The organism is Enterococcus sp. AZ167, from assembly GCF_051714025.1.
Lineage (GTDB): Bacteria > Bacillota > Bacilli > Lactobacillales > Enterococcaceae > Enterococcus_D > Enterococcus_D casseliflavus.
The window spans coordinates 20,247-40,669 of sequence record NZ_JBIORB010000004.1 but is presented as its reverse complement, the minus strand read 5'-3'; the positions used below and the strand labels follow the sequence as shown (position 1 = coordinate 40,669).

Genomic DNA, 20,423 nt, shown 5'->3' with positions numbered 1-20,423 from the left:
GGAACCTTAGTAAAGATTATTATGAGTTAAAATCTCGACTTTTTACCTTAGATAGTATGGAATCACACGAAAATTCAAACAAAAATAAAGATTTTGCTAGGAAATCATCAGCGACCATCTCTAAAGAGGCACAACATCAACTATATATTAGTGAACGAACCAATAAGAATAAACAATCGATTGCATACTCGACTATCAGTTTAACCATTGCTTCAATTTTAAAGGGTGCCGGCCGCCCACTATCAAATAAAGAAATCTTCAAAATTTTAACTAATGATCATGGATTAAGCATTTCCTACGAAAACTTAACTCATAATATTCTTCCCAGAATAAACATTGATAGTAGCATCAATGTAGAAAGAGCTTATAGAGGTTATTGGCAGTATAGATTGCATTAGCTTCTTTCACGCTTTCTGTTCCTTCTCCTTTTAAATTTTATTGGAAGAAGTGAGTAGGATGTCAGAAAATGATGAACGCGTGAATGCCCAACTTATTCGTTTTTTTGAAAAGGTCATTGAGAATACTGCAAATTCCTATTTTAAAAAGCAGAAAAAAATAAGTGACCACGAACAATTCGATCAATTCCCTCAACATTTCTTTACTGAAAATAAAATCAAAATCAAGCAACCTGTTACCATTTTAAATGTAACTTTTCTAGTTGAAGATGCTCAATTAGCTGAGATTATTCCTTTATTAAAAGAAAAAGAACAGATATTTCTTGTTGAAAAATTTATTTTTGAGAAGACAGATAAAGAGATTGGAGAATCTTTAGGTATTACAAGACAAGGGACTACTAACCTAAAGCACCGTCTTTATAAAAAATTCCAAGAATTGCTTATTTAAAACTTACTCGATTTCACTTTTAATACGACCACCTCCCATAAATAATATTTAAATTTATGGAAAGGAAGATGGTCTATGAATACACTGAAAGAAGATTTTATTTTAGCAAAAGCTGGAAATGAAGAAGCCATTGAAGCCATTCTTAAAAGATTCAGCTCGTTGATGCACAAAAAATCGTGGAGAAACGGAAAATACGATCAAGATTGTTATCAAGAATGTATGATTGCAGTCTATCTAGCAATTTCAAAATTTGAAATCAAGGAATAAGCTCATTTTGGGGAGATGCATTTTGCTTCTCCCTTTCTTCTTATCTACCTCACCTTATCCATTAAATTTTTCAATTCAGTTACATTTGTTAACTCGATTATATTAGGAATTGGCTGCTTTATTAGATTATTCCTAGTGAGTTTTGTTAAATATCTACTAAGTGTTTCTGGAGTCATCCCTAAATAAGAAGCAAGTTCTTTTTTCGTAGTTTCCAATTTTATCTGCTCTGTATTTTGCTTTATATTTTCTTCTAACAAATACTGAATTAAGCGTGTTTCTGCTCTTTCAGTCATGATTCCTGCAGTTAATCGTTCTGTATTATCAAGACGTCTCGCCATTTCTGATAAAAGTTCTAGAGCTATTTGGGGATGCGATAGTAAAATCCGCTTAAAGTTGTCCTTTTGAATGGTACATACTTTAGTTGGTGATATTGCTTCTATAAAGCATCCATAATGTTGTTCTTCAAATAATGCCAGCTCGCCCACAAAATCACCCTGTTCTAAAATACGAATCACCTGTTCTTTACCTGAAGAACCTAAGCGATAAACTTTTACTTTTCCTTCTTGAATAAGATAAAGAGATTCAAGTATATCTTCTGCTTGATAGATAAACTGTCCTGCAGAAAAAGCTTGTTCTGTAATATCACTTTGGATAAATTGAATTTCAGTGAGGGACAATCCCTGAAATAAAGGCATTGTACTTATACAATGATCATATTTTGTGAAATCAATCATGTTCTTACTACTCCTCTTTTTGTGGTTAGTATAGCATAAAAAAACGTTCACTCATGTAATATCATCAGTGAACGATTTTCTATACTTATTTTTCTTTATCTGCATCATAAAGAACAGCGCGTACTGAAACTTCAATGGAATCCTTTACTGCTTTAGAATATGGACAAACTTTATGCGCTTCTTCAGCAATTTTTTGAACTTCTTCTAAATCTAAATCTTGAATTGCAACTTGAATCTCAGCACTTAATTTAAAGTCCACATCGTCTGGCTTTTTGTATAATTTTACTGTATGTGTAACTTGTGAAGATTGATGAATTTTACGTTGACCCTTAACAATTTCTAATGCCCCGTGAAAACAAGCACTGTATCCTAAAGCAAATAATTGTTCTGGGTTTACTCCACTCCCAGATCCTCCCATTTCTTTAGGTGTAGAAATCTTCACTTCAAATGATCCATCATTTAAATAGCTCACTCCATCACGGCCACCGGTATTAGTCGCTGTTGTTTCGTAAATTTTTTTGTAATCTGACATATTGAAGTCACTCCTTTTCACTTTTATGGTCCTATTTTAGGAAATAAAGTTGGTGTTGGCATTGATCTAAATCAAGAATCATAAAGTTAAGAATAACTTTATGAAAAAATATCGTTGGATGCAGTATATCTCTTTACTTGAACTTTATTAGCTATGTTTATTGGTCTTTTTGTTAAGGTAAATAAATATTAACAAAGCTATTATTGCGCCTCCAAAAGAACCACCTATCGCAATAAACACATCCACTGTTCCTTGAATTCGAATGATATTTGATTTAGTTATAAAATGGATGAACTATGATATAATTTTTTGCTTTAGGTTTCCTTCAGATTCCATCAGCTACAAAGTTGCTACCCGTGCAGGGTACATCAAAAAAGGAAATGCCAAAGCATTTCCTAAAGTGTGATTTGGTCAAAACAACACCATTTGACAAAGCACTGAAGAAACTAGAATGACTTTTCATCAATAAACCCTATTGTTCGTTCAGATTTTCCATTTACTCCAACACAAAGGAGTTTTTGAAAACAAATTCACTCCTCCCTCCTAAATCTTCTTAAAAACCATTATTCTCCGCCAATGTCTTAAACCATTCCCCAGATTTCTTAATCGTCTTAATCTGAGTGTGAATATCATTAGCGATTAAGCCGTAGCGGTTACGGTAGGCATTGCTCCAGGACCAGCAATCGATAGGAGTCCATAGATGGTAGCCAAAGCAGTTGGAACCTTCTTCAATCCCTTTATGCAACCATTGGAGATGCTCTTTGATAAATTCTATGCGGTAATCGTCTAGAATTTGCCCTTTTTCATCCATAAAGCGTTCTTCCCGAGAAACCCCCATGCCATTTTCAGAAACAAACCAAGGTAGATTGCCATAATTATCGCGAATATTGATGGCAATGTCATACACTGCTTTGGGATAGATTTCCCAACCTTTGTCAATATTCATGCGACGGCCAGGCATTTGATATGCATCATAATAACGATCAGGCATCCAGGCACCCACTGAATTTGGAGCAATGTCAGGTGTCTTGACCCGGTTTGGATGATAGAAATTCACTCCGATAAAATCAACAGTATTTTCCTTAATCAAAGCCAACTCATCAGCAGTTGACTGCCACAATACCCCATCCTTAGTCAGCAATTCTAGCAATTCCACAGGAAATTCCCCTTTGATGGCTGGGTCGAGAAACATTTTATTGTTCCACAGTTCGGCAATTCGGGCTGCCTCTTGATCTGCTTCAGCATCTGAAGCTGCGTAAGTTGGCGTCAAGTTTAACACGGTACCAATCCGGCCACCAGCTTGTGGTTGACCCATTTCGCGAAACTTCGCCATGACCTTAGCGGAAGCGAGATTTAAATTGTATGCCACTTGTACTGCTTTCTTGCCATCCACCAATTTTGGATAATGAAATTGGAACAAGTACTCCCCATCTACTACCACCATCGGCTCATTGTGGGTCACCCAGTCTTTCACACGGTCACCAAACAAAGCAAAACATTGTTCAGCAAATCCCACAAACAAATCGACAACTTTCTTCGATTCCCAACCGCCATATTTATGGTAAAGCTCCACTGGCAAATCAAAATGATGGAGGTTAAAAATCGGTCGGATACCTTGAGAGAGGAACTCATCAATCACATTATTGTAAAAAGCAACACCCACTGGATCCACTTCATTGGTTTCCAAATCCTTGATGAGACGGGTCCATTGAATCGAGGTGCGAAGGGAATTCAATCCCGTTTGCTTCATCAATGCGATATCTTCTCGGTAGCTATTGTAAAAGTTCGAAGCCATATCTGGCCCCACTCGGTCATAAAAAACTTCAGGTTCAATATCGTACCAATGATCAAACATATTGGCATGTTTCTTTTGAAAACGGCCTTCTGATTGGGGACCAGATGTGGCTGCACCCCACCAGAAATCTTTTGGAAATGTCAACATAGCATTCTACTCCTTTTCTCTCAAAACGTCGGCTAAACACTGCCGCATATGATCGCCAAATTTTGGCAAGTATTCATGGCCATACTCTGGATAAAATAGCATTTCTTTGTCAGCTGCGCTACTTAGCTGATTGTACACAGCAAACTGGGTTTTCGGTGGACAGACTGTATCTGCAAGGCCAATTGCCCAATGCACCTTCCCTTTGATCCAAGGAGCAAAGTATTGCAAATCAATGTAATCCAATGTTTCAAAGAAAGCTTCTTCTCGTTGGTGCAAGGGGTCTTTAAAGCGAAACCAATAAGCCAACTCTTCATAGGCGGAGTTTTCTACATCTAAGCGATAAGCTTCGCGATAATCACTTAGGAACGGATAACAAACAAAAGATTCCTTGATTTCCGGAGCAACAGCCGCACAAATCAACGCCAAAGCTCCTCCTTGTGACGCACCATAGGTATACAGTTGGCTGGTATCCACTTGGGGTTCTGCTACCATTAGCCGAGTCAACTGGTAAATATCGAGAAACACACTTCGATAAAATAAATCATTTGGTCCAGACTCCACTCCCCGGATTATATGCCCTTTCAGACTGGTTTTCGTGGTCAATCCCACATCTTCTGACAAACCACCTTGTCCTCTAACATCGAGTGCCACTACCCAAAAGCCTTCAGCAGCCATAGCGACCTTGTCTGACCAATCCCCAGCATCTGAGTGATACCCATGAAATTGAAGCAAGAGGGGAGACTTTTTTTGCAGACGTTTAGGCCGAATGAGTTGACAATGGACGGTGGCTCCTTGAACACCTGTAAAAGTTAAATCAAATGCTTCTGCTACTGAAGAATTCAAGGGATGAGGCTCTAAATGATAGTCTGTCCCCAAATCATCTACCTCTTGAAACCCTGCCTGCCAAAAAGCTTCAAAATCAGCAGGCTTTCGCTGACTCCCTTGATAGTTTTGCCACCTTTTTTTTGCATCTATTGCATACATTAAACTTGCTCCTTTCGTAAGTGATAGTTTGCCACTGCTCCTATCAGATTAGCATCTTGTTGAAACTGACAAATCTTCACAGTAATTCGTTGGTCCTCTGAATGATGATGTTGTTGTAACAAACATAATTGGGCTTTTACCGGAGCCAATAGATCTTTGCGCATTGATATGCCACCACCGATACAGACTACTTCAGGATCGATGACCAAGCAAACATTATAAATACCAATCGCCAAGGCTCGGAACAATTGTTGAACTTCTTGTTGAGCCAATTGATCTCCAGTGTCAGCAATATCAAATAGTTCTCGACCTGTAATACCTGATACCAAACCTTTCTGTTCGCAATAGCGCTTTGCAGCATGAACAGGGCTGGCTAACTCACTTAACGTTTGTCCATTTTCCGCCAACATGTAGCCAAATTCGCCTCCAAATAAGTTATGCCCCTTGACTAGTTTCCGCTCCAACACCACGGCTCCACCGATTCCCGATCCAATGATGAAAGAAACTGAACTTTTGGCATCTTTGGCAGCACCATAAAAGGCTTCTGCTAACCCTGCACAATTGGCATCATTTTCCACAAAGACAGGTTTTTCCAATAACTCCTCTAATTCTGCAACAAAATGAATTTTATGAATATAGGGGATCGCACTGTAGCCCCCGATAATCCCCTGATCACTGTCCACTGCTCCGGGTACACTGATCGACACCGCTTCAATCGGTGTCTGACTACAACTGGTTAAATTATGCAAAGTGGCTTTTAGGTCCATCTTCATTTGCTCCCAAGTCACGGGTGTCACAAAGGAACCTTTTTCGGTCAAGGCTTCTGCTGCCCACAGAGCATATTTGATACTCGTACCCCCAATATCAATTGCTAAAATACTCAAGAATTCCCCCTACTTTCTCAGTCTACTTACCTACACTAATTTTCATTGTAAGTAGTTATTTATTTTTAGGTATATACTTTTAAAATTTGAAAATCAAAATAAAAAGCGGAAAGAGGATTTTTCCGCTTACTTATTCTCTCGTTAAGACAAACTCCACCGAAAAACTATCATAACGATGAACTGAAATGGAGTACTCAAAAGCGATGCCTGTATCAAAATAAGCAATTTGCTCTGCCACTGCCACCGGATCTCCCGAATCCAATTCTAGATACTGTTGTTCGATTTCAGTCGCCTTTCGGACACTGACGCGTCGATGCCCACTTTGGATTTTCAAACCGAGATCTTCTTCAATATATTCATAAATGGACCCTTCAATATTGGCTTTTTTCAAACCAGGAATCAAATCGATAGGCATGTACATTTTTTCCATAACCAACGGCTTGCCATCAATGTGACGCACCCGATAAATATCATACACGAAAGTATCTTCCTGCATATTTAATTTATTTTTTACCAAGTTATCCGCTTCTATTACCTTAAACTCCAAAACTTTACTTTTAACTTCTTTTCCTGGATTGAGAGCAGTCGTCCCACGAAACTGATTAGCCACCGCAATTCGTTCTATTTCATCGGTCGCCAAATCCTTGACAAAAGTACCGGATCCACGACGTTTGATAATCAATCCCTCTGACACTAACATATCTAAGGCCTTTTTCACCGTCATCTTACTAGCGTCATATTCCACACAAAGATCTTTTTCGAAGGGAATTTGTTGATTTGCTTGATATACACCTTCCAGTATCTTCTTACGGATATCACTGGAAATAAGGATATATTTTTTCATCGTCATGTTACCTCCACTTATGGCTTATCCTAATATCTTATCCTATCTGCTACCGAATGGAAATAGCCAGCCACTGTCCTTTTGAAATTATTTATCTACTCGTCGTAAATGATACAGTTGAGACGCATAATCCCCCGGCAATTGACGGGACCAATAGTCTTTTGCTCGACCGACATAGTTACCACCCATAATCAAGCCAATGCTAGAAAGATCCTTACCGGAACGTAATTGTGGCAGTTGATTGATTTGATAATTAGCTTCCAAATCTAAACCGGCCAATAATAAACGACGATAAGCCGGATTCGGTTTACCCAACACTTGATAATCCGCCACCAAAGCTTCACTCAAATCTTTTGAAACTACCATCCAACTACACTGGGTATTATCAAAAGGACTATTGAGACGATAAAAACGCCCCTCGTGGATCAATTCTCGGTATTCTTTAAAGGTGGCAATCGCTGCTTTTACCTGTTGTAGCTCTACATCTGACATCCTCGTAATATCCAACTCCAAACCATAAGTACCAAACATCGCTACCTGATTACGAAAAGTCAGTCCTGGCGAACGCCCTACTTGATGATTGGGAATCTGTGACAAATGACTACCGATACTAGCTAATGGGTAAACCATCGAAGCCCCGTATTGAATTTTCAAGCGTTCGACCCCATCAGTATCATCACTGGCCCAAGTCTGGGGTGCATAGTAGAGTAACCCAGGATCAAAACGGCCACCGCCACCAGCGCAGGATTCAATCAACAAATCGGGGTATTTTGCTAAGATTTTTTCATACAGGTCATAAACACCTAAAATGTAGCGATGGAACAACTCTCCTTGATTACCATCGGCGAGGTAATTGGAAAATGGTTCTGAAATATAACGATTCATATCCCATTTCAGGTATGTAATTTTGCCACAAGCAAGAACGCAATCGATTTGCTGGAAAATTGTCTCCACCACTTCTGGGTTGCTAAAATCCAAGACAAACTGATTCCGTCCATGAGAGATTTGCTTCTCAGAATTACCAATTACCCACTCAGGGTGCATCTCATACAAGGGTGTATCCGTAGAAATCATTTCGGGTTCAAACCACAGCCCAAATTCCAAACCTAATTGATTGATTTTCGTCGCAAAGGCAGAGATCCCCTCTGGTATTTTGGCTAGCTGCACCTGCCAATTACCTAAAGAGCCGTTATCACTATTCCGAGTACCAAACCAGCCGTCATCCAACACAAACAGATCCACACCGATTGCTGCTGCTTTTTCAGCGATTTGTAATAATTTCTCACTGTCAAAATCAAAATAAGTGGCTTCCCAATTGTTGATTAAAACAGGTCGTTGCTTATGAGACCAGCGAGGTGATATCAAGTGCTCTTGGAAAAAATGATGGAAGCTTTGACTCATACCATTAAAACCGGCCTCACTATACACCAGTACTGCTTCCGGTGTCAAAAATGTGCTTTTTGGAGTTAATTGCCAAGCAAATTCAAAAGGATTGATACCCATTTGAATTCGCAAAATGTCATAAGTATCCAGCTGCAAACGTGCCACAAAATTGCCACTATAAATTAAGCTAAAGCCATAGACCTTTCCTTGTTCTTCCGTCGCATTGGACTCACAAACAGCCATAAAAGGATTGTGGACATGACTGCTGGCTCCACGAGTACTGGCGACTTCTTGCACACCATAAGCAATGGAATTTCTACTAATCTGGGTTTCTCTCGCCCAAGCTCCATCCAAGTGTAGCCAATCATAGTGCTGATTTGGAAGATCCAGATTAAAACTCAGACAGTCCAATAACTCAAAGGTCGTCTCACTAGGATTGATGATCTTCATTTGTCTGGTCACTACAGATTCTTCACCAAACAAGGTATAGTAAAGCTCGACTTGCAAAGGTGAATAACGATCTTGCAAGGTGATAATTAAAGTCTCCCCCGCTTCACCAAAACTGCCAGGCAAGCCAGAAAGTGCCTGTTTTCCTAATTCAATCCGATAGTGTTGATAGGTAAAGTGACTAATACGATCTCCTTTTGGATAGCGTACCCGTAGCATGGGATAGCGAAAATCAGTGGTACCATAGAGGCCCACTTCTTGTTTGATATGTTCCAACGAAGTAGTGTAGTTTTGCTTGATTTGGTTGTTAGCGGGACGTATTTCTCTTTCAATCAAAAAATCATATTGATCATAAATAGGAATACTACTTCCAAAATAGAGTTGTTCCAAGACGTCTAACTCTTCCATTACCCGAAAAATATAACTAATGTTCTGATTTTTTAGGTGAAACTCTCTTCTTTCAGGATTGACACTAATCATGATTTATTCCTTCCATTTCACGAAATTTTTGCGAGCCTTTTTTCAGTAAATAGGCCACTCCGCCAGGAGCCACCAAGAAAAACAGCAAGGGACTGACCAGCAATAATAGGATCCAAAAGGCATAGGTCCCCAAGATGAAGCCATTTAGCAAACTGGGTCGTAATGTCTGAAGTAATAGCTGATACCCAATAGCAACAGGAGCTTCCTTCATTTCGTCATACGTCGCTGTTCCCAAGACCCAGTGTGCATTATAGAGTAAGAAAAGAAGCAAAGATAATCCCCCAGTAACTTTAAAAAACAAGCCTAGTGAAGTGCTACCGAGCCACGCACCAGATAAAAAGATCGCCAAGGACAAAAATACGCCCACAGATAGCACTTTTTCGCACAGTTTCGTAGGTGGTAGCTTCTTGGTTAGTCGACAGAGCTTTTCTTGTAAGGCTTCTGGATGGTCGACACAAAAAACTAACTTTTTATGGCTACTAACCCAGCCATAAATAAAGCCACCAGTGACTAACCAGCCCCAAAAATGCAAGGAACACTTTACTAGGACATAGAGTAATTCCACTGCAACTACTAATTTACTGGACTTCTCGGTCACCAGTAACCCTCCTTTTCCGGTAAGCTTATTTCACAGAACCAGCAACACCATTGTAAATGTATTTTTGCAAAGCCAAGAAGACAACCAAAATCGGTAAAATAACAATAATTACCCCGGCTAAGATCACTGGCCAGTTGGTTCCATAAGGGCCTTTGAATGCAAAGAGTGCCGTGGAGATCACTTTTAGTTTACGATCGGGCATATACAAGAATGGATTATAGAAATCATTGTAAACACCCACACCGCTGATGATTAGCATAGTGACAATAGGTGCCTTTAAGTTCGGTAAAATAATCCGCCAAAAGATACCAAAATAGTTGGCCCCGTCCAAATAGGCCGATTCGTCTAGAGAGACTGGGATTTCATCTAAGTATTGCAAAAAAACATAGATGGAAATCACATCTGTTCCCAAATTTAGTAAAATAACTGACCAAATCGTGTTGAACAAGCCAATTCCTTCAATGATTTGGAACGTCGCTACTTGACTAGTAATGCCAGGAATCAACATTGCCATCATAAACAAAGCCATAATCGGCTTTTTCAGTTTAAAATCAAAACGGCTCATAACATAGGCAAACATCGAGCCTAACAAAAGCTTACCTACCATACTAATTGAAAAAATAAGCAACGTATTTTTAAAACCTGTCAACATCTGACCATTGATAAACGCAGTTTTGTAATTACTAAAGTCCAATGACTTTGGTAGCGACAAGACACTGGTAGACAAAAATTCATTATTGGATTTGAAAGAGCCAATAAAAACTACCAGGATTGGTAGTACGGCAACCACTGCCCCGATAATCAAAATCAAATATTGAAGTATACGTCCGATAGAAAATTGTCTTTTCATCTTCTATGCCTCCTTCTCGCTAATAAATTTCCGTTGAATCAACGTCACCACTAAGACAATCACGAGTAAAATAACTGCCATCGCTGAAGCTAAACCAACTTTATTATACTTAAAGGCAGTATCGATGGTTTGGATTACAAAGGTCATGGTGCCGTTGGATCCTCCAGTCATAATATATGGAATATCAAAGACACTCAAGGAGCCGCTTATGCCCAAAATCAGATTTAGGAAGATGATTTTGCGAATACTCGGTACGATGATATAACGAAACTCATCCCAACGATTAGCCCCATCTATTTCGGCTGCTTCATAAACTTCTGGATTGACCGACTGGATTGCTCCTAAAAAAATCAAAAAGTTAAAGCCGGTATAACGCCACAAGGAAGTAAAGGCCAAAGAAATATTATTGATGGAGCGATCTCCTAACCATAGCCGAATTTGACTCTCCAAACCTAGCGCCGATAGCACTGTATCCAAAGTTCCATCACCTTTAAAGAAGTACAAGAAAATAAATCCAATTGCTACCCCATTTAGTAAATAAGGGAAAAACAAAATCCCCTTCCAAAAATTAGCAAATTTGACCTTAAAGGACAAAATCGTTGCAAACAATAAAGCGACACCCAATTGCAAAAAAGTTGCAAAGAAGTAATACAAGCTGGTTTTAAAAACGGTAAAGTATTTTGGATTGGTTAAGACTGTCTTGTAGTTATCTAGTCCGACAAATTTACTGTCTGGGGAATAACCATTCCACTCTGTCAAACTGTACTGGAACATCTTCACTAAAGGATAATAAGATAACATTAATAATAAAAATACCGGAATAATGGTAAAAGTAAAGATCAAGATTCTTTTTTCAGTTTTTTGGCTAAAACGGGATTTTTTCACCGTCTTATTCATGGTAAACTCTCCCTGTTTATTCATGTTGGCTCCTCCTTATTCTAAAACCCCTCATATCGACCACGGTCCGCAATCGCTATGTACTCCTGCAAAAGAAGTTACTACCAAGATAAGTTTTCTTTACGACACTGTGCTTTTGCCTGGCACAAGTTGCCAGACAAAAGTTAGTGCCTACAATCAAAACTTTATTTGCTATCAATCAAAAGTCTTTTCCTAACTGCTAGGGTGACTTCTAAAAAAATTTTACTCTCCCACTTCTGCTATCGCATCTGACCAGCGTGTATTGAAGTCTTTCATAATAGCTTCGAAGCTTTCGTTAGAGTTACCAACTGCTGCATCGATGATTCGTTGCTTTTCAGCATCTGTCGTACCCAAACCTAGTTCAGATTGGTCATTGATTGAACTAAACAATGATTCTTTTCCGGCTGGTGCTGGATTTTCTTCAATTAACTCAACCCCAGCATCTTGTGCAGCCTTCAATGATTCTGGATAATCTGCTCCAATTTTTGCTGACAAGCCCCCGTTTTCTTCCGCGTAGTCTGATTCATTGACTAACCAGTCGATCAACTTGCGCGCCGCTTCTTTGTGCTTACTATGAACGTTGATCCCATAGTTATAATCTGCTCCAATTGGCAAATATTGTTTACCATCCTCGGCAGTCATTGGAAATGGTTGGAAGATAATGTCCTCAGCAGTATCAGCATTGATGTCTTTGATTTGTGGTACCGCCCAACTTCCCAAAACCATGATCCCAATCTTACCATTAGCCATATCTACTTTTGATTGTTCCCAATCAGATGTAGTTGGGTCAGCCTCAATCAACCCTTGATTGCTAACATCGTATAGGGTTTTATAAATCGTATTCATCACTTTACCCGCTGCAAATGGCTCTTTGTCTGAAGTCATCTTATTGGTAAAGTCTTTATCACCAGAAGCACCACTGCGAACAAAGTCCCAGTTTGATAATGTCCAACCAGCCGCATAGTTAGTATATAGCGGCATCACATCAGTATTTTTTTCTTTGATTGTTTTTAATGCTGCTACAAAATCTTCTGGTGTTTGTGGAAATTCGTCAATACCAGCATCTTTGAAGACCTTTTGATTGACCACCATCCCAGTGGCGTTCATCTGTGACGGTAAGCCATAACTCGTGCCATCATAGGACCGATCATTTAAACCCATATACTCTTTGCTGAGCTCTTCCTTTTTACCAAGTGGTTCAAAAAAGTTCCCATAATCTTCTGGCTTGATATCTCCTGGAATCATCAAAACATCCCCATATTCTTCACTATTCATCCGGGTTTTAATTTGGCCAGCATAGTCTGTAATCGTTTGAATTTCTACTTTGATATCCGGGTACTTCTCATTGAATTTTGTCATGTATTCATCCCATTTTCCATTGGTTTCCCAGTCGGTTTTGTGGTTGATGAAGGTAATGGTCTCAGTTTTCCCACCATCCTTGTCATTAGCTGAATCTTTGTTGTTTCCACATGCCCCTAGAACTAAACCTGCTACTCCCAAGACGATCATTGAACCTAGCATTTTTTTCTTCATGTTACTTCCTCCTATAAATTAATAAAGTGCTGTTACCAAAAACTGTTCATGGCCTGTTACGTCAGAAATGGAAAACGATTACATAAATATAATACTACATTCCCATTTCAAAGTATATACTTTTATATATATTGTTTTGTACTTTTGTAAAATTCTCGAATGATCGCCGCAGCCGGTTTACCGTAAACCCCGTAATCGTCGTCTTTGAGCGCCATCTCTCGCGAATATAACCGCGCCTTCCAGTCCCAAATACCAAAGCCTTGAATCCAGTTTCTCTTGTCACAAGCAGTAAACATCTTTTCAAACCATCGTGATTGCGCTATCATGCTAACTTCCCCTGAAAAACTCCAATCATTGGGTAGATATTGACTTCCTTCACGACTTGGACAACCCACTTCACAAAAGAAGAAAGGTTTTTGGTAGTGATTTACCACTTGTTCAATCCGATCCAATTCTTGTTCCCATTTGTCAATCGGATAATAGCCTGATGAAGAGATGACATCTACAGCATCCCACCAAGTTAGATTATTTTCTTGATACTTGTCACAATTATAAGTTAGTAGACCATTGTAATGCTGTCGAATCTGGGAAATAGTTTCCCGCCACTGAGCTTCCCGTCGATCACTATTAACCAATTCACAGCCGATTACCAACATGACACACCCTGTCTCTTCAGCGAGTTTTGCATAGTGATTCAGGTATTCACGATAGGAATCAAACCATTGGCTCCAAGTCGGCTCGCAGGGAACATCGTAATCAAAAAAATTGATGTGCGCTCGCCACGTACCATCTGCCACATTGACCATGGGTTTCAAGATTACTTTCAACCCGATTCCCTGAGCGTAAGCGATCATCCCTTTCACTTCTGCATCTATTAAAACGTTGTCACTTTGCCAATCGATTTTGGTAGACTGAGGATGAGCTTGTGTGACAGTAATTGGTAATATCACATGACTTGCAGCTAACTCTTCTTTCATCATGCGTAATGATTCTCGACTCATTGGATCTTGCCAGTCTCCCCGTTGGCTCATAAACCCAAAAGTTATCCCATTGATAGTTTCCATCTTTTCACTTCTCCACGTTTTATTTTGTAATCGATTTCAATTCTATATTATAAAGGACGAAGAAGAAAAAAACAACAAAAATATATACTTTTGATTATAATGATTTATACAATATGATATAGTAAATATAATAAAATTGGAGGTCTTTTTTGGATAAGAAAAAATTGTACACGCAGCTCACTCAAAAAATCATCCCCTTCTGGCAAGGTAAGATGGATCTAATTCATGATGGTTTTTACGGTCGTCGGGATAAGATCCCACTACTAATAAGAGCTGCTTGATGAACGCCCGGTATTTATGGAGTTTTAGTCATTGCTGCCGCATTTTGCAAGACAAATCCTTAACTGAGTCTTTTTTAGCTAGCCTAAAGACTGCTGCGAATCCTGCCTATGAATTTTTCCGGTAAGTCTGTTGGGACCAGGAAAACCCAGGGGATCTTCTGGGAGCTAACCGCAACTGAAATACTCTCTGATCCCAATAAAACCACTTATGCTAATAGTTTTGCCCTCTATGTTCTTAGCGAGTATTACTTAGACTTTCATGATCTGTCTGCATTAAAAATGGCAACCACGCTCTTTAGTTTTCTCGAAAAGAAGTCTTATGACCCTCTTACAAATGGTTATCAGGAGGATTTTTCCCACAACTGGTAGCCCGTTCCCTCCCAATCAATCGGACCCAGCGATTTGCCAGATCTAGACTTTACCACTAATACCCATTTGCACTTTTTAGAGGCATACATAAATTTCTACATGACGACGCCAACATTCGATGTAAAAACTACCTTGCAAAGATTACTCATTGTCTTTACAGATAAGATTGCGACCCCAGCAAACTGCCTCCAATTTTTCAATGCTGATTGGTGTCCTCTAAGCCAAGAAATCAGTTTTAGCCATGACATTGAAACCATTTGGGTATTGCAACGGACTTTGACTGTTACTGGTATCAAAGATGTGCAAGTCAGTCAATTTATTGAAAATCTTGGCACTCAAGTAGCTACCAAAGGCTTCGATAACAACAAAATCATTTGTGATCATTCAAATACCCTTCAAACCTCGACTCGAAAAACTTGGTGGACGCTAGCAGAAGCAATCATCGGCTTTTACAACCTGTATCAATTAACTAATAGTAAGGTCTATTATGAATTGGCTACTCACCACTTCGAAATGGTAGAATGAAACTTTGTGGATACTCGATCTAACAGTGAATGGTATGCCTACCTCATCAATGATGGACACCAGATTCTACAGAAGATATCGCCAACGCTTGGAAAGGCCCCTTACCATACCTGTCGTATGTACACAGAAACAATTGCACGCCTATCTAGGTAAGAAAAACAGGACGACCTGACTTCTAGAGAATCATTCGAATTGTAGTGACATCGCAAAAAGCCAACTAAAGAACAGTTGGCTTTTTGATAGTTTATTTTAGTAATTTCTGCTTAGATGCAAATATATGCGCAAATGGTTCTTTAGCTCTTGGTTATCCTTAATACTACAACCTAATTGATTCTCTCCAGCAACTCCACCCTATTTTTCATAATTTTTGAATTAAAATAAAGGTAATCCCTTTTAATTTTCTATCTTTATTTCAATATCAGAATTTATTATTTTAAATTTTTACATACCTGTTTATGAAAAACTAAATAATCTGTCAAAAAAATATGATTGTTCATTTCTAAATATGTTTTCCAATTTTAAAATCTTTTTTAGCATTTTTGTTTCCTTTTCATATGGTTTTTCGTTGTTAATAGTGACTAGGATGATATTCCTATTTTGACCATTGACAATTAAATATAATTTTTGAATAACGTTCCCTGCTATTCGAGCTAAGAATTCAAGTACGCCATGACCTATTTAGCGATAACTACTTAGAGATTTCTTTTTGTTTTGGGAAGACAAAATGCCATGACAATAGCAGTAGATAATGATACTTCCGTAAGGCTCGCCGTAAACTGGGGAGAGGTGAAATTCCTATGTGCTTACCCAAGGCAATTCAAAAATTTTAGTTCATTTATAAGGGGATGATTTTATTAAATCAATAGTCTATCTAAACAAAAAACAAACCTGTGAGTTTTTAGGAATTGATAACAATACTTTAGATAAATGGATTCGTATATATAATTTTCCCGTAATAAAAATAGACGGTATAATTCGCTTTGATGTAGAAGATATCAAAGGCTTTATGGATACGTTCAAAAAGATTTGAATTTTACTTTTGACTGCATATACTAAAAGTAGCGAAATATACTGCCTTACTTTTTTATTAAGGAGTGAGGAAGTTGCCTACGAAGCTTTCAAATGGAAAATATAAAACTAATTTGAGATATCCAAAAAAATTTAAAGAAATTACAGGTATCAGTTCAGAAAAATTCCAAAAAACATTTCCAACTAGGCAATTGGCTATTAAAGCCGAAAATGAAATGAAAAAGAAAATCGCAAAAGTCTTAAGAGAGGAGAATGCAAATTCATTAGAGCTCAAAGGTCAAATAAAATTCAAGGAGTTTTATAAATCTAAATGGCTTCCTAGATATGAGTTAGGGCAAACTACTAGATCCCATAAAGCTCCAAGCGATATAACCATCATTAATACAAAGAATTTATTTCGATTGCATATTCTGCCTATATTTGGTGAGTATGCCATGAGCTATCTTAATGCAAATACCGAAATAATATCAGATGAACTCACAAAAAAGTCGAAGGAATATGCAAACATAAAAATCATTAAATGCTATGTTCGTTCCATGTTTGATATTGCAGAGGTTCTAAATTATATTGAATTTAATCGTACAACAAAAATAATTCAAAGTATTACTGCACCTAAGAAAGTTGCTCTGGAAGAAAAAAGAATACGAGAAGGAAAACAAGCTTTATCTTCGAAAGAACTCACTGATTGGTTAGACGCTGTAAGAGATGATTTCAATGATCAATTACTTTCCTTTCACGATTACACTCTTTTTATGCTTACTTTATATCTTGGGGATAGAAAGAGTGAGACCTATGCTTTGCAATGGAAATACATTGATTTTGAAAACCAAACAGTCCGTCTTAAATATGCCTTGGATAAACACACAAAAAAGAAATTTACAAAAGGTCGAAAAGATACTATTATCCAAGTTCCGGAAATTGTAATGACACTATTGCAAGAATGGAAATCAGTGCAAGCTGAACAACTATTGAAGTTGAAAATTAAACAGACACCTGACCAATATCTTTTTAGTTACTCCAAACCTTCTGGTGAAGTAAATTGTCCAGTCCATACTGATTACTTAAATTATCGAATTAATTCTATAAAAAAAAGACATCCCCATTTGGTTCATTTAACTCCTCATAAACTTCGACATACTTACGCAACTTTAGCTAGACAAGGTGGGGCTGATATGAATCAAATTTCTAACGCTTTGACACATTCAGGTATTTCAACTACAAAAATTTATGTGAATACACCTGATTTAGTTGATAAAGCTGTGTTCGAAGCGTTTCAGCGAGGATTACAAAAATCTAATTAATGTGTTCTAGAATGTGTTCTAAATATAAAAAAAAGACACTTTCCAAATAATTGGAAAGCGTCTTGAACGTTGATATATAAAGGATATTAACGTTTTGAGAATTGAGATGCTTTACGAGCTTTCTTAAGACCTGGTTTTTTACGTTCAACCATACGTGCGTCACGAGTAAGTAAGCCAGCACGTTTAAGAGCTAAACGGAAATCAGGATCAACTTGTAACAATGCGCGTGCGATACCGTGACGGATTGCACCTGATTGTCCAGCGTATCCACCACCATTTACGTTTACAAAAACATCGTATGAACCTTTAGTTTCTGTAACGCCGAATGGTTGGTTGATTACTTCACGCAAGTCTGCGTGTGGGATGTATTCTTCAACATCTTTTTTGTTAACAGTAATTTTACCAGTACCTGGTACTAAACGTACGCGGGCTACTGCATTTTTACGACGGCCAGTGCCGATATATTGAGCTTGTGCCAATGAAATTCCCTCCTATTAGATTAAGTTTGTGATGTCCAATACTTCTGGTTGTTGTGCAGCATGTGGGTGTTCAGCGCCAGCATAAACATGAAGTTTCATTCCTTGTTTACGGCCTAAAGTGTTTTTAGGAAGCATGCCTTTTACAGAAGTTTCGATCAAACGACGAGAATTTTTAGCACGTAATTCTCCAGCAGAGACTGATTTCAATCCTCCTGGGAAGTTTGAGTGACGGTAATAAATTTTATCGCTTGCTTTGTTACCTGTTAATTTGATTTTTTCTGCATTAATGACGATTACGAAATCGCCTGTATCCACATGAGGTGTGAATGTTGGTTTATTTTTACCACGTAAGACAGATGCTACTACTGCTGAAAGACGACCCATAGGAACATCTGTTGCATCTACTACGTACCATTTACGTTCTACTTCGCCTGGTTTGGCCATATATGTTGTACGCACAATTTTTTCCTCCAATTCAATTTCACGAATGTTTGACATACACTTGAGTTTCCGGGGCTCTTGTGGGGCAAACAATACCATATAACATAATACCTTCTATAAAGCCTAATGTCAACGTAATTCCGCCTCTTTTTGAAAATTTTCTCCATTCGTTTTCTGCCATTTTCTCTGAAAAACGAAACTTGTTGTTGCAGGTTTCTAAAACTGAATACCATAATGAATATTATGTATAAACTTTCATTAACAAAGTGAGCATCCACTTCTTTTCCTTAACCATCGATAATAGTATAAAAACCTGATAATCACCACTTTTATGTATAAATATTTAATTTTACCCTTGATTTATTATTTTTATTCTGATAAGATAGCTTCAATCACTTGAAAACACGCGGAAAAGGAGTTAATAAGTATGAAAGAAAAAGTAATATTGGCCTATTCTGGAGGATTAGATACCTCCGTTTCAATTAAATGGTTAACGGACCAAGGATATGATGTGGTGGCTTGCTGCCTAGACATCGGTGAAGGTCGCGACACCCAATCCATTAAAGACAAAGCTTTGGCAGTTGGCGCGATTGAATCTTATGCCATCGATGCCCGCGAAGAATTCGCCCAAGATTTTGCTTTGATCGCTTTACAAGGCAATACTTTTTATGAAAATTCTTATCCTCTTGTTTCCGCTTTGTCTCGTCCATTGATTGCCAAGAAATTGGTGGAGTTGGCATTAGCGACTGGCGCAACGACCGTCGCCCACGGCTGTACTGGTAAAGGCAACGACCAAGTTCGGTTTGAAGTGGCGATCGCTGCTTTAGCGCCTCACTTGAAAGTCATCGCACCGGTTCGGGAATGGAAATGGTCCCGAGAAGAAGAAATTGCCTATGCAGCGGAAAAAGGAGTGCCGATTCCCGCTGACTTGGACAATCCATATTCCATCGACCAAAACTTGTGGGGACGTGCCTGTGAGTGCGGCGTCTTAGAAGATCCTTGGGCAACACCGCCAAAAGGAGCCTACGCCATCACGCAAGAATTAGAAGATACTCCTGACGTACCAACGATCGTTGAGATCACTTTTGATCAAGGGGTACCGACCGCCATTGATGGCGAAACGATGAATCTAGCAGAATTGATCATGAAACTAAACCGAATGGCTGGCGAGCATGGCGTTGGTCGGATCGACCATATCGAAAATCGTCTGGTGGGAATCAAATCACGGGAAGTTTATGAATGTCCAGGAGCGATCGCTTTGATGACGGCTCATAAAGAATTGGAAGATTTGGTCTTTGTACGGGAATTGGCGCATTTCAAACCAATCATCGAGCAGCAATTAGCCCAAGTCATCTATGATGGTCTTTGGTTCAATCCATTGACGGAAGCCTTGATTACCTTCCTGAAAAGCACGCAAGTCTACGTCAACGGGATCGTGCGTTTGAAATTGTTCAAAGGCAATGTCATTTGTGAAGGACGGAAATCTGAAAACAGCTTGTACGATGAAAACTTAGCAACGTATACTTCTGCAGATACCTTTGATCAGCATGCGGCCATCGGCTTCATCAAATTATGGGGACTGCCAAGCAAAGTGCACGCTGAGATCCAAGCACAACAGCAACTAACAGAAACATTGATTTAAGTATGCACGGCTGAAGCTGCCGCTTCAGCCGTAATCTTTTTTTGAGGTGAGAA

Annotated in this window: 21 protein-coding genes; 7 read left to right on the top strand and 14 right to left on the bottom strand. The window is 38.7% G+C overall.

What is annotated here, in order from left to right; genetic code table 11:
• The 3 genes from IGJ05_RS15885 to IGJ05_RS15875 form a co-directional block, all read left to right on the top strand.
• A partial coding sequence (locus tag IGJ05_RS15885) for a hypothetical protein (RefSeq protein WP_438725357.1) occupies positions 1 to 398 on the top strand: 398 nt, incomplete at its 5' end.
• Between the two features lie 58 nt (positions 399 to 456).
• On the top strand, positions 457 to 843 hold the full coding sequence (locus IGJ05_RS15880) for a sigma-70 family RNA polymerase sigma factor (protein WP_033623896.1): 387 nt from the start codon (positions 457 to 459) through the stop codon (positions 841 to 843).
• 75 nt (positions 844 to 918) lie between these two features.
• Positions 919 to 1,110 carry a helix-turn-helix domain-containing protein gene (locus IGJ05_RS15875; RefSeq protein WP_002372651.1) on the top strand — a complete coding sequence of 64 codons (192 nt, stop codon included), beginning with the start codon at positions 919 to 921 and terminating at the stop codon, positions 1,108 to 1,110.
• A gap of 44 nt (positions 1,111 to 1,154) precedes the next feature.
• Here IGJ05_RS15875 and IGJ05_RS15870 read toward each other — a convergent pair whose 3' ends face one another.
• The 12 genes from IGJ05_RS15870 to IGJ05_RS15815 all read right to left on the bottom strand — a co-directional run bounded on the left by IGJ05_RS15870 (position 1,155) and on the right by IGJ05_RS15815 (position 14,303).
• Positions 1,155 to 1,844, bottom strand: coding sequence for a Crp/Fnr family transcriptional regulator (locus IGJ05_RS15870; RefSeq protein ID WP_266166591.1), 690 nt, complete (start codon positions 1,842 to 1,844; stop codon positions 1,155 to 1,157).
• An 85-nt stretch (positions 1,845 to 1,929) separates the two neighbouring features.
• Positions 1,930 to 2,376 carry an organic hydroperoxide resistance protein gene (locus IGJ05_RS15865; protein WP_002372647.1) on the bottom strand — a complete coding sequence of 149 codons (447 nt, stop codon included), beginning with the start codon at positions 2,374 to 2,376 and terminating at the stop codon, positions 1,930 to 1,932.
• Positions 2,377 to 2,929: 553 nt separating this feature from the next.
• Positions 2,930 to 4,318 (bottom strand): glycoside hydrolase family 1 protein, encoded by a 1,389-nt coding sequence (locus IGJ05_RS15860; RefSeq protein ID WP_002372645.1) that lies wholly within the window; start codon positions 4,316 to 4,318, stop codon positions 2,930 to 2,932.
• 6 nt (positions 4,319 to 4,324) lie between these two features.
• Positions 4,325 to 5,302: an acetylxylan esterase gene (locus tag IGJ05_RS15855; protein WP_002372643.1), complete on the bottom strand. Its 978-nt coding sequence runs from the start codon at positions 5,300 to 5,302 to the stop codon at positions 4,325 to 4,327.
• On the bottom strand, positions 5,302 to 6,186 hold the full coding sequence (locus tag IGJ05_RS15850) for an ROK family protein (protein WP_002372641.1): 885 nt from the start codon (positions 6,184 to 6,186) through the stop codon (positions 5,302 to 5,304). Before IGJ05_RS15850 ends, IGJ05_RS15855 begins: the two co-directional genes overlap by 1 nt.
• 130 nt (positions 6,187 to 6,316) lie before the next feature.
• Positions 6,317 to 7,030, bottom strand: a complete 714-nt coding sequence (locus tag IGJ05_RS15845) for a GntR family transcriptional regulator (protein WP_003128923.1) — start codon at positions 7,028 to 7,030, stop codon at positions 6,317 to 6,319.
• Positions 7,031 to 7,117: 87 nt separating this feature from the next.
• A complete protein-coding gene (locus IGJ05_RS15840; protein WP_002372637.1) occupies positions 7,118 to 9,340 on the bottom strand; it encodes an alpha-galactosidase in 2,223 nt (740 codons plus the stop codon).
• Positions 9,333 to 9,938 (bottom strand): hypothetical protein, encoded by a 606-nt coding sequence (locus tag IGJ05_RS15835; RefSeq protein ID WP_002320611.1) that lies wholly within the window; start codon positions 9,936 to 9,938, stop codon positions 9,333 to 9,335. The genes IGJ05_RS15840 and IGJ05_RS15835 overlap by 8 nt, the downstream gene beginning before the upstream one ends.
• 25 nt (positions 9,939 to 9,963) lie before the next feature.
• Positions 9,964 to 10,788, bottom strand: coding sequence for a carbohydrate ABC transporter permease (locus tag IGJ05_RS15830; protein ID WP_002320610.1), 825 nt, complete (start codon positions 10,786 to 10,788; stop codon positions 9,964 to 9,966).
• A 3-nt stretch (positions 10,789 to 10,791) separates the two neighbouring features.
• A complete protein-coding gene (locus IGJ05_RS15825; RefSeq protein ID WP_002320609.1) occupies positions 10,792 to 11,709 on the bottom strand; it encodes a carbohydrate ABC transporter permease in 918 nt (305 codons plus the stop codon).
• Between the two features lie 219 nt (positions 11,710 to 11,928).
• The gene (locus IGJ05_RS15820) at positions 11,929 to 13,239 is read right to left on the bottom strand and encodes an ABC transporter substrate-binding protein (RefSeq protein ID WP_003128918.1); all 1,311 of its coding nucleotides are present in this window, start codon (positions 13,237 to 13,239) and stop codon (positions 11,929 to 11,931) included.
• 122 nt (positions 13,240 to 13,361) lie between these two features.
• The gene (locus IGJ05_RS15815; RefSeq protein WP_002372634.1) at positions 13,362 to 14,303 is read right to left on the bottom strand and encodes a glycoside hydrolase family 113; all 942 of its coding nucleotides are present in this window, start codon (positions 14,301 to 14,303) and stop codon (positions 13,362 to 13,364) included.
• Positions 14,304 to 14,452: 149 nt separating this feature from the next.
• On the opposite strand from IGJ05_RS15815, the gene IGJ05_RS15810 reads away from it, so the two are divergent.
• The 3 genes from IGJ05_RS15810 to IGJ05_RS15800 all read left to right on the top strand — a co-directional run bounded on the left by IGJ05_RS15810 (position 14,453) and on the right by IGJ05_RS15800 (position 17,808).
• On the top strand, positions 14,453 to 14,584 hold the full coding sequence (locus IGJ05_RS15810) for a hypothetical protein (RefSeq protein WP_021150757.1): 132 nt from the start codon (positions 14,453 to 14,455) through the stop codon (positions 14,582 to 14,584).
• Between the two features lie 402 nt (positions 14,585 to 14,986).
• Complete coding sequence (locus IGJ05_RS15805; protein ID WP_079997653.1) at positions 14,987 to 15,478, top strand: AGE family epimerase/isomerase; 492 nt, start codon at positions 14,987 to 14,989, stop codon at positions 15,476 to 15,478.
• 1,103 nt (positions 15,479 to 16,581) lie between these two features.
• On the top strand, positions 16,582 to 17,808 hold the full coding sequence (locus tag IGJ05_RS15800; RefSeq protein ID WP_010729769.1) for a tyrosine-type recombinase/integrase: 1,227 nt from the start codon (positions 16,582 to 16,584) through the stop codon (positions 17,806 to 17,808).
• 86 nt (positions 17,809 to 17,894) lie between these two features.
• Here the strand turns inward: IGJ05_RS15800 and rpsI are convergent, their stop codons facing one another.
• Both rpsI and rplM read right to left on the bottom strand, forming a co-directional pair.
• Complete coding sequence (rpsI, locus tag IGJ05_RS15795) at positions 17,895 to 18,287, bottom strand: 30S ribosomal protein S9 (protein ID WP_003128901.1); 393 nt, start codon at positions 18,285 to 18,287, stop codon at positions 17,895 to 17,897.
• Between the two features lie 15 nt (positions 18,288 to 18,302).
• Complete coding sequence (gene rplM, locus IGJ05_RS15790; protein WP_301280258.1) at positions 18,303 to 18,749, bottom strand: 50S ribosomal protein L13; 447 nt, start codon at positions 18,747 to 18,749, stop codon at positions 18,303 to 18,305.
• Between the two features lie 406 nt (positions 18,750 to 19,155).
• Between rplM and IGJ05_RS15785 the strand changes: the two genes are divergently transcribed.
• Positions 19,156 to 20,370: an argininosuccinate synthase gene (locus IGJ05_RS15785; RefSeq protein WP_005233014.1), complete on the top strand. Its 1,215-nt coding sequence runs from the start codon at positions 19,156 to 19,158 to the stop codon at positions 20,368 to 20,370.
• The last annotated feature ends 53 nt before the right edge of the window (positions 20,371 to 20,423 follow it).

What these genes read in the sequence shown, in the direction of transcription:
- IGJ05_RS15880 (WP_033623896.1), top strand. Translation starts at nt 457, where the DNA reads ATGTCAGAAAATGATGAACGCGTGAATGCCCAACTTATTCGTTTTTTT.
- IGJ05_RS15875 (WP_002372651.1), top strand. Translation starts at nt 919, where the DNA reads ATGAATACACTGAAAGAAGATTTTATTTTAGCAAAAGCTGGAAATGAA.
- IGJ05_RS15870 (WP_266166591.1), bottom strand. Translation starts at nt 1,844, where the DNA reads ATGATTGATTTCACAAAATATGATCATTGTATAAGTACAATGCCTTTA.
- IGJ05_RS15865 (WP_002372647.1), bottom strand. Translation starts at nt 2,376, where the DNA reads ATGTCAGATTACAAAAAAATTTACGAAACAACAGCGACTAATACCGGT.
- IGJ05_RS15860 (WP_002372645.1), bottom strand. Translation starts at nt 4,318, where the DNA reads ATGTTGACATTTCCAAAAGATTTCTGGTGGGGTGCAGCCACATCTGGT.
- IGJ05_RS15855 (WP_002372643.1), bottom strand. Translation starts at nt 5,302, where the DNA reads ATGTATGCAATAGATGCAAAAAAAAGGTGGCAAAACTATCAAGGGAGT.
- IGJ05_RS15845 (WP_003128923.1), bottom strand. Translation starts at nt 7,030, where the DNA reads ATGAAAAAATATATCCTTATTTCCAGTGATATCCGTAAGAAGATACTG.
- IGJ05_RS15840 (WP_002372637.1), bottom strand. Translation starts at nt 9,340, where the DNA reads ATGATTAGTGTCAATCCTGAAAGAAGAGAGTTTCACCTAAAAAATCAG.
- IGJ05_RS15830 (WP_002320610.1), bottom strand. Translation starts at nt 10,788, where the DNA reads ATGAAAAGACAATTTTCTATCGGACGTATACTTCAATATTTGATTTTG.
- IGJ05_RS15825 (WP_002320609.1), bottom strand. Translation starts at nt 11,709, where the DNA reads ATGAATAAACAGGGAGAGTTTACCATGAATAAGACGGTGAAAAAATCC.
- IGJ05_RS15820 (WP_003128918.1), bottom strand. Translation starts at nt 13,239, where the DNA reads ATGAAGAAAAAAATGCTAGGTTCAATGATCGTCTTGGGAGTAGCAGGT.
- IGJ05_RS15815 (WP_002372634.1), bottom strand. Translation starts at nt 14,303, where the DNA reads ATGGAAACTATCAATGGGATAACTTTTGGGTTTATGAGCCAACGGGGA.
- IGJ05_RS15785 (WP_005233014.1), top strand. Translation starts at nt 19,156, where the DNA reads ATGAAAGAAAAAGTAATATTGGCCTATTCTGGAGGATTAGATACCTCC.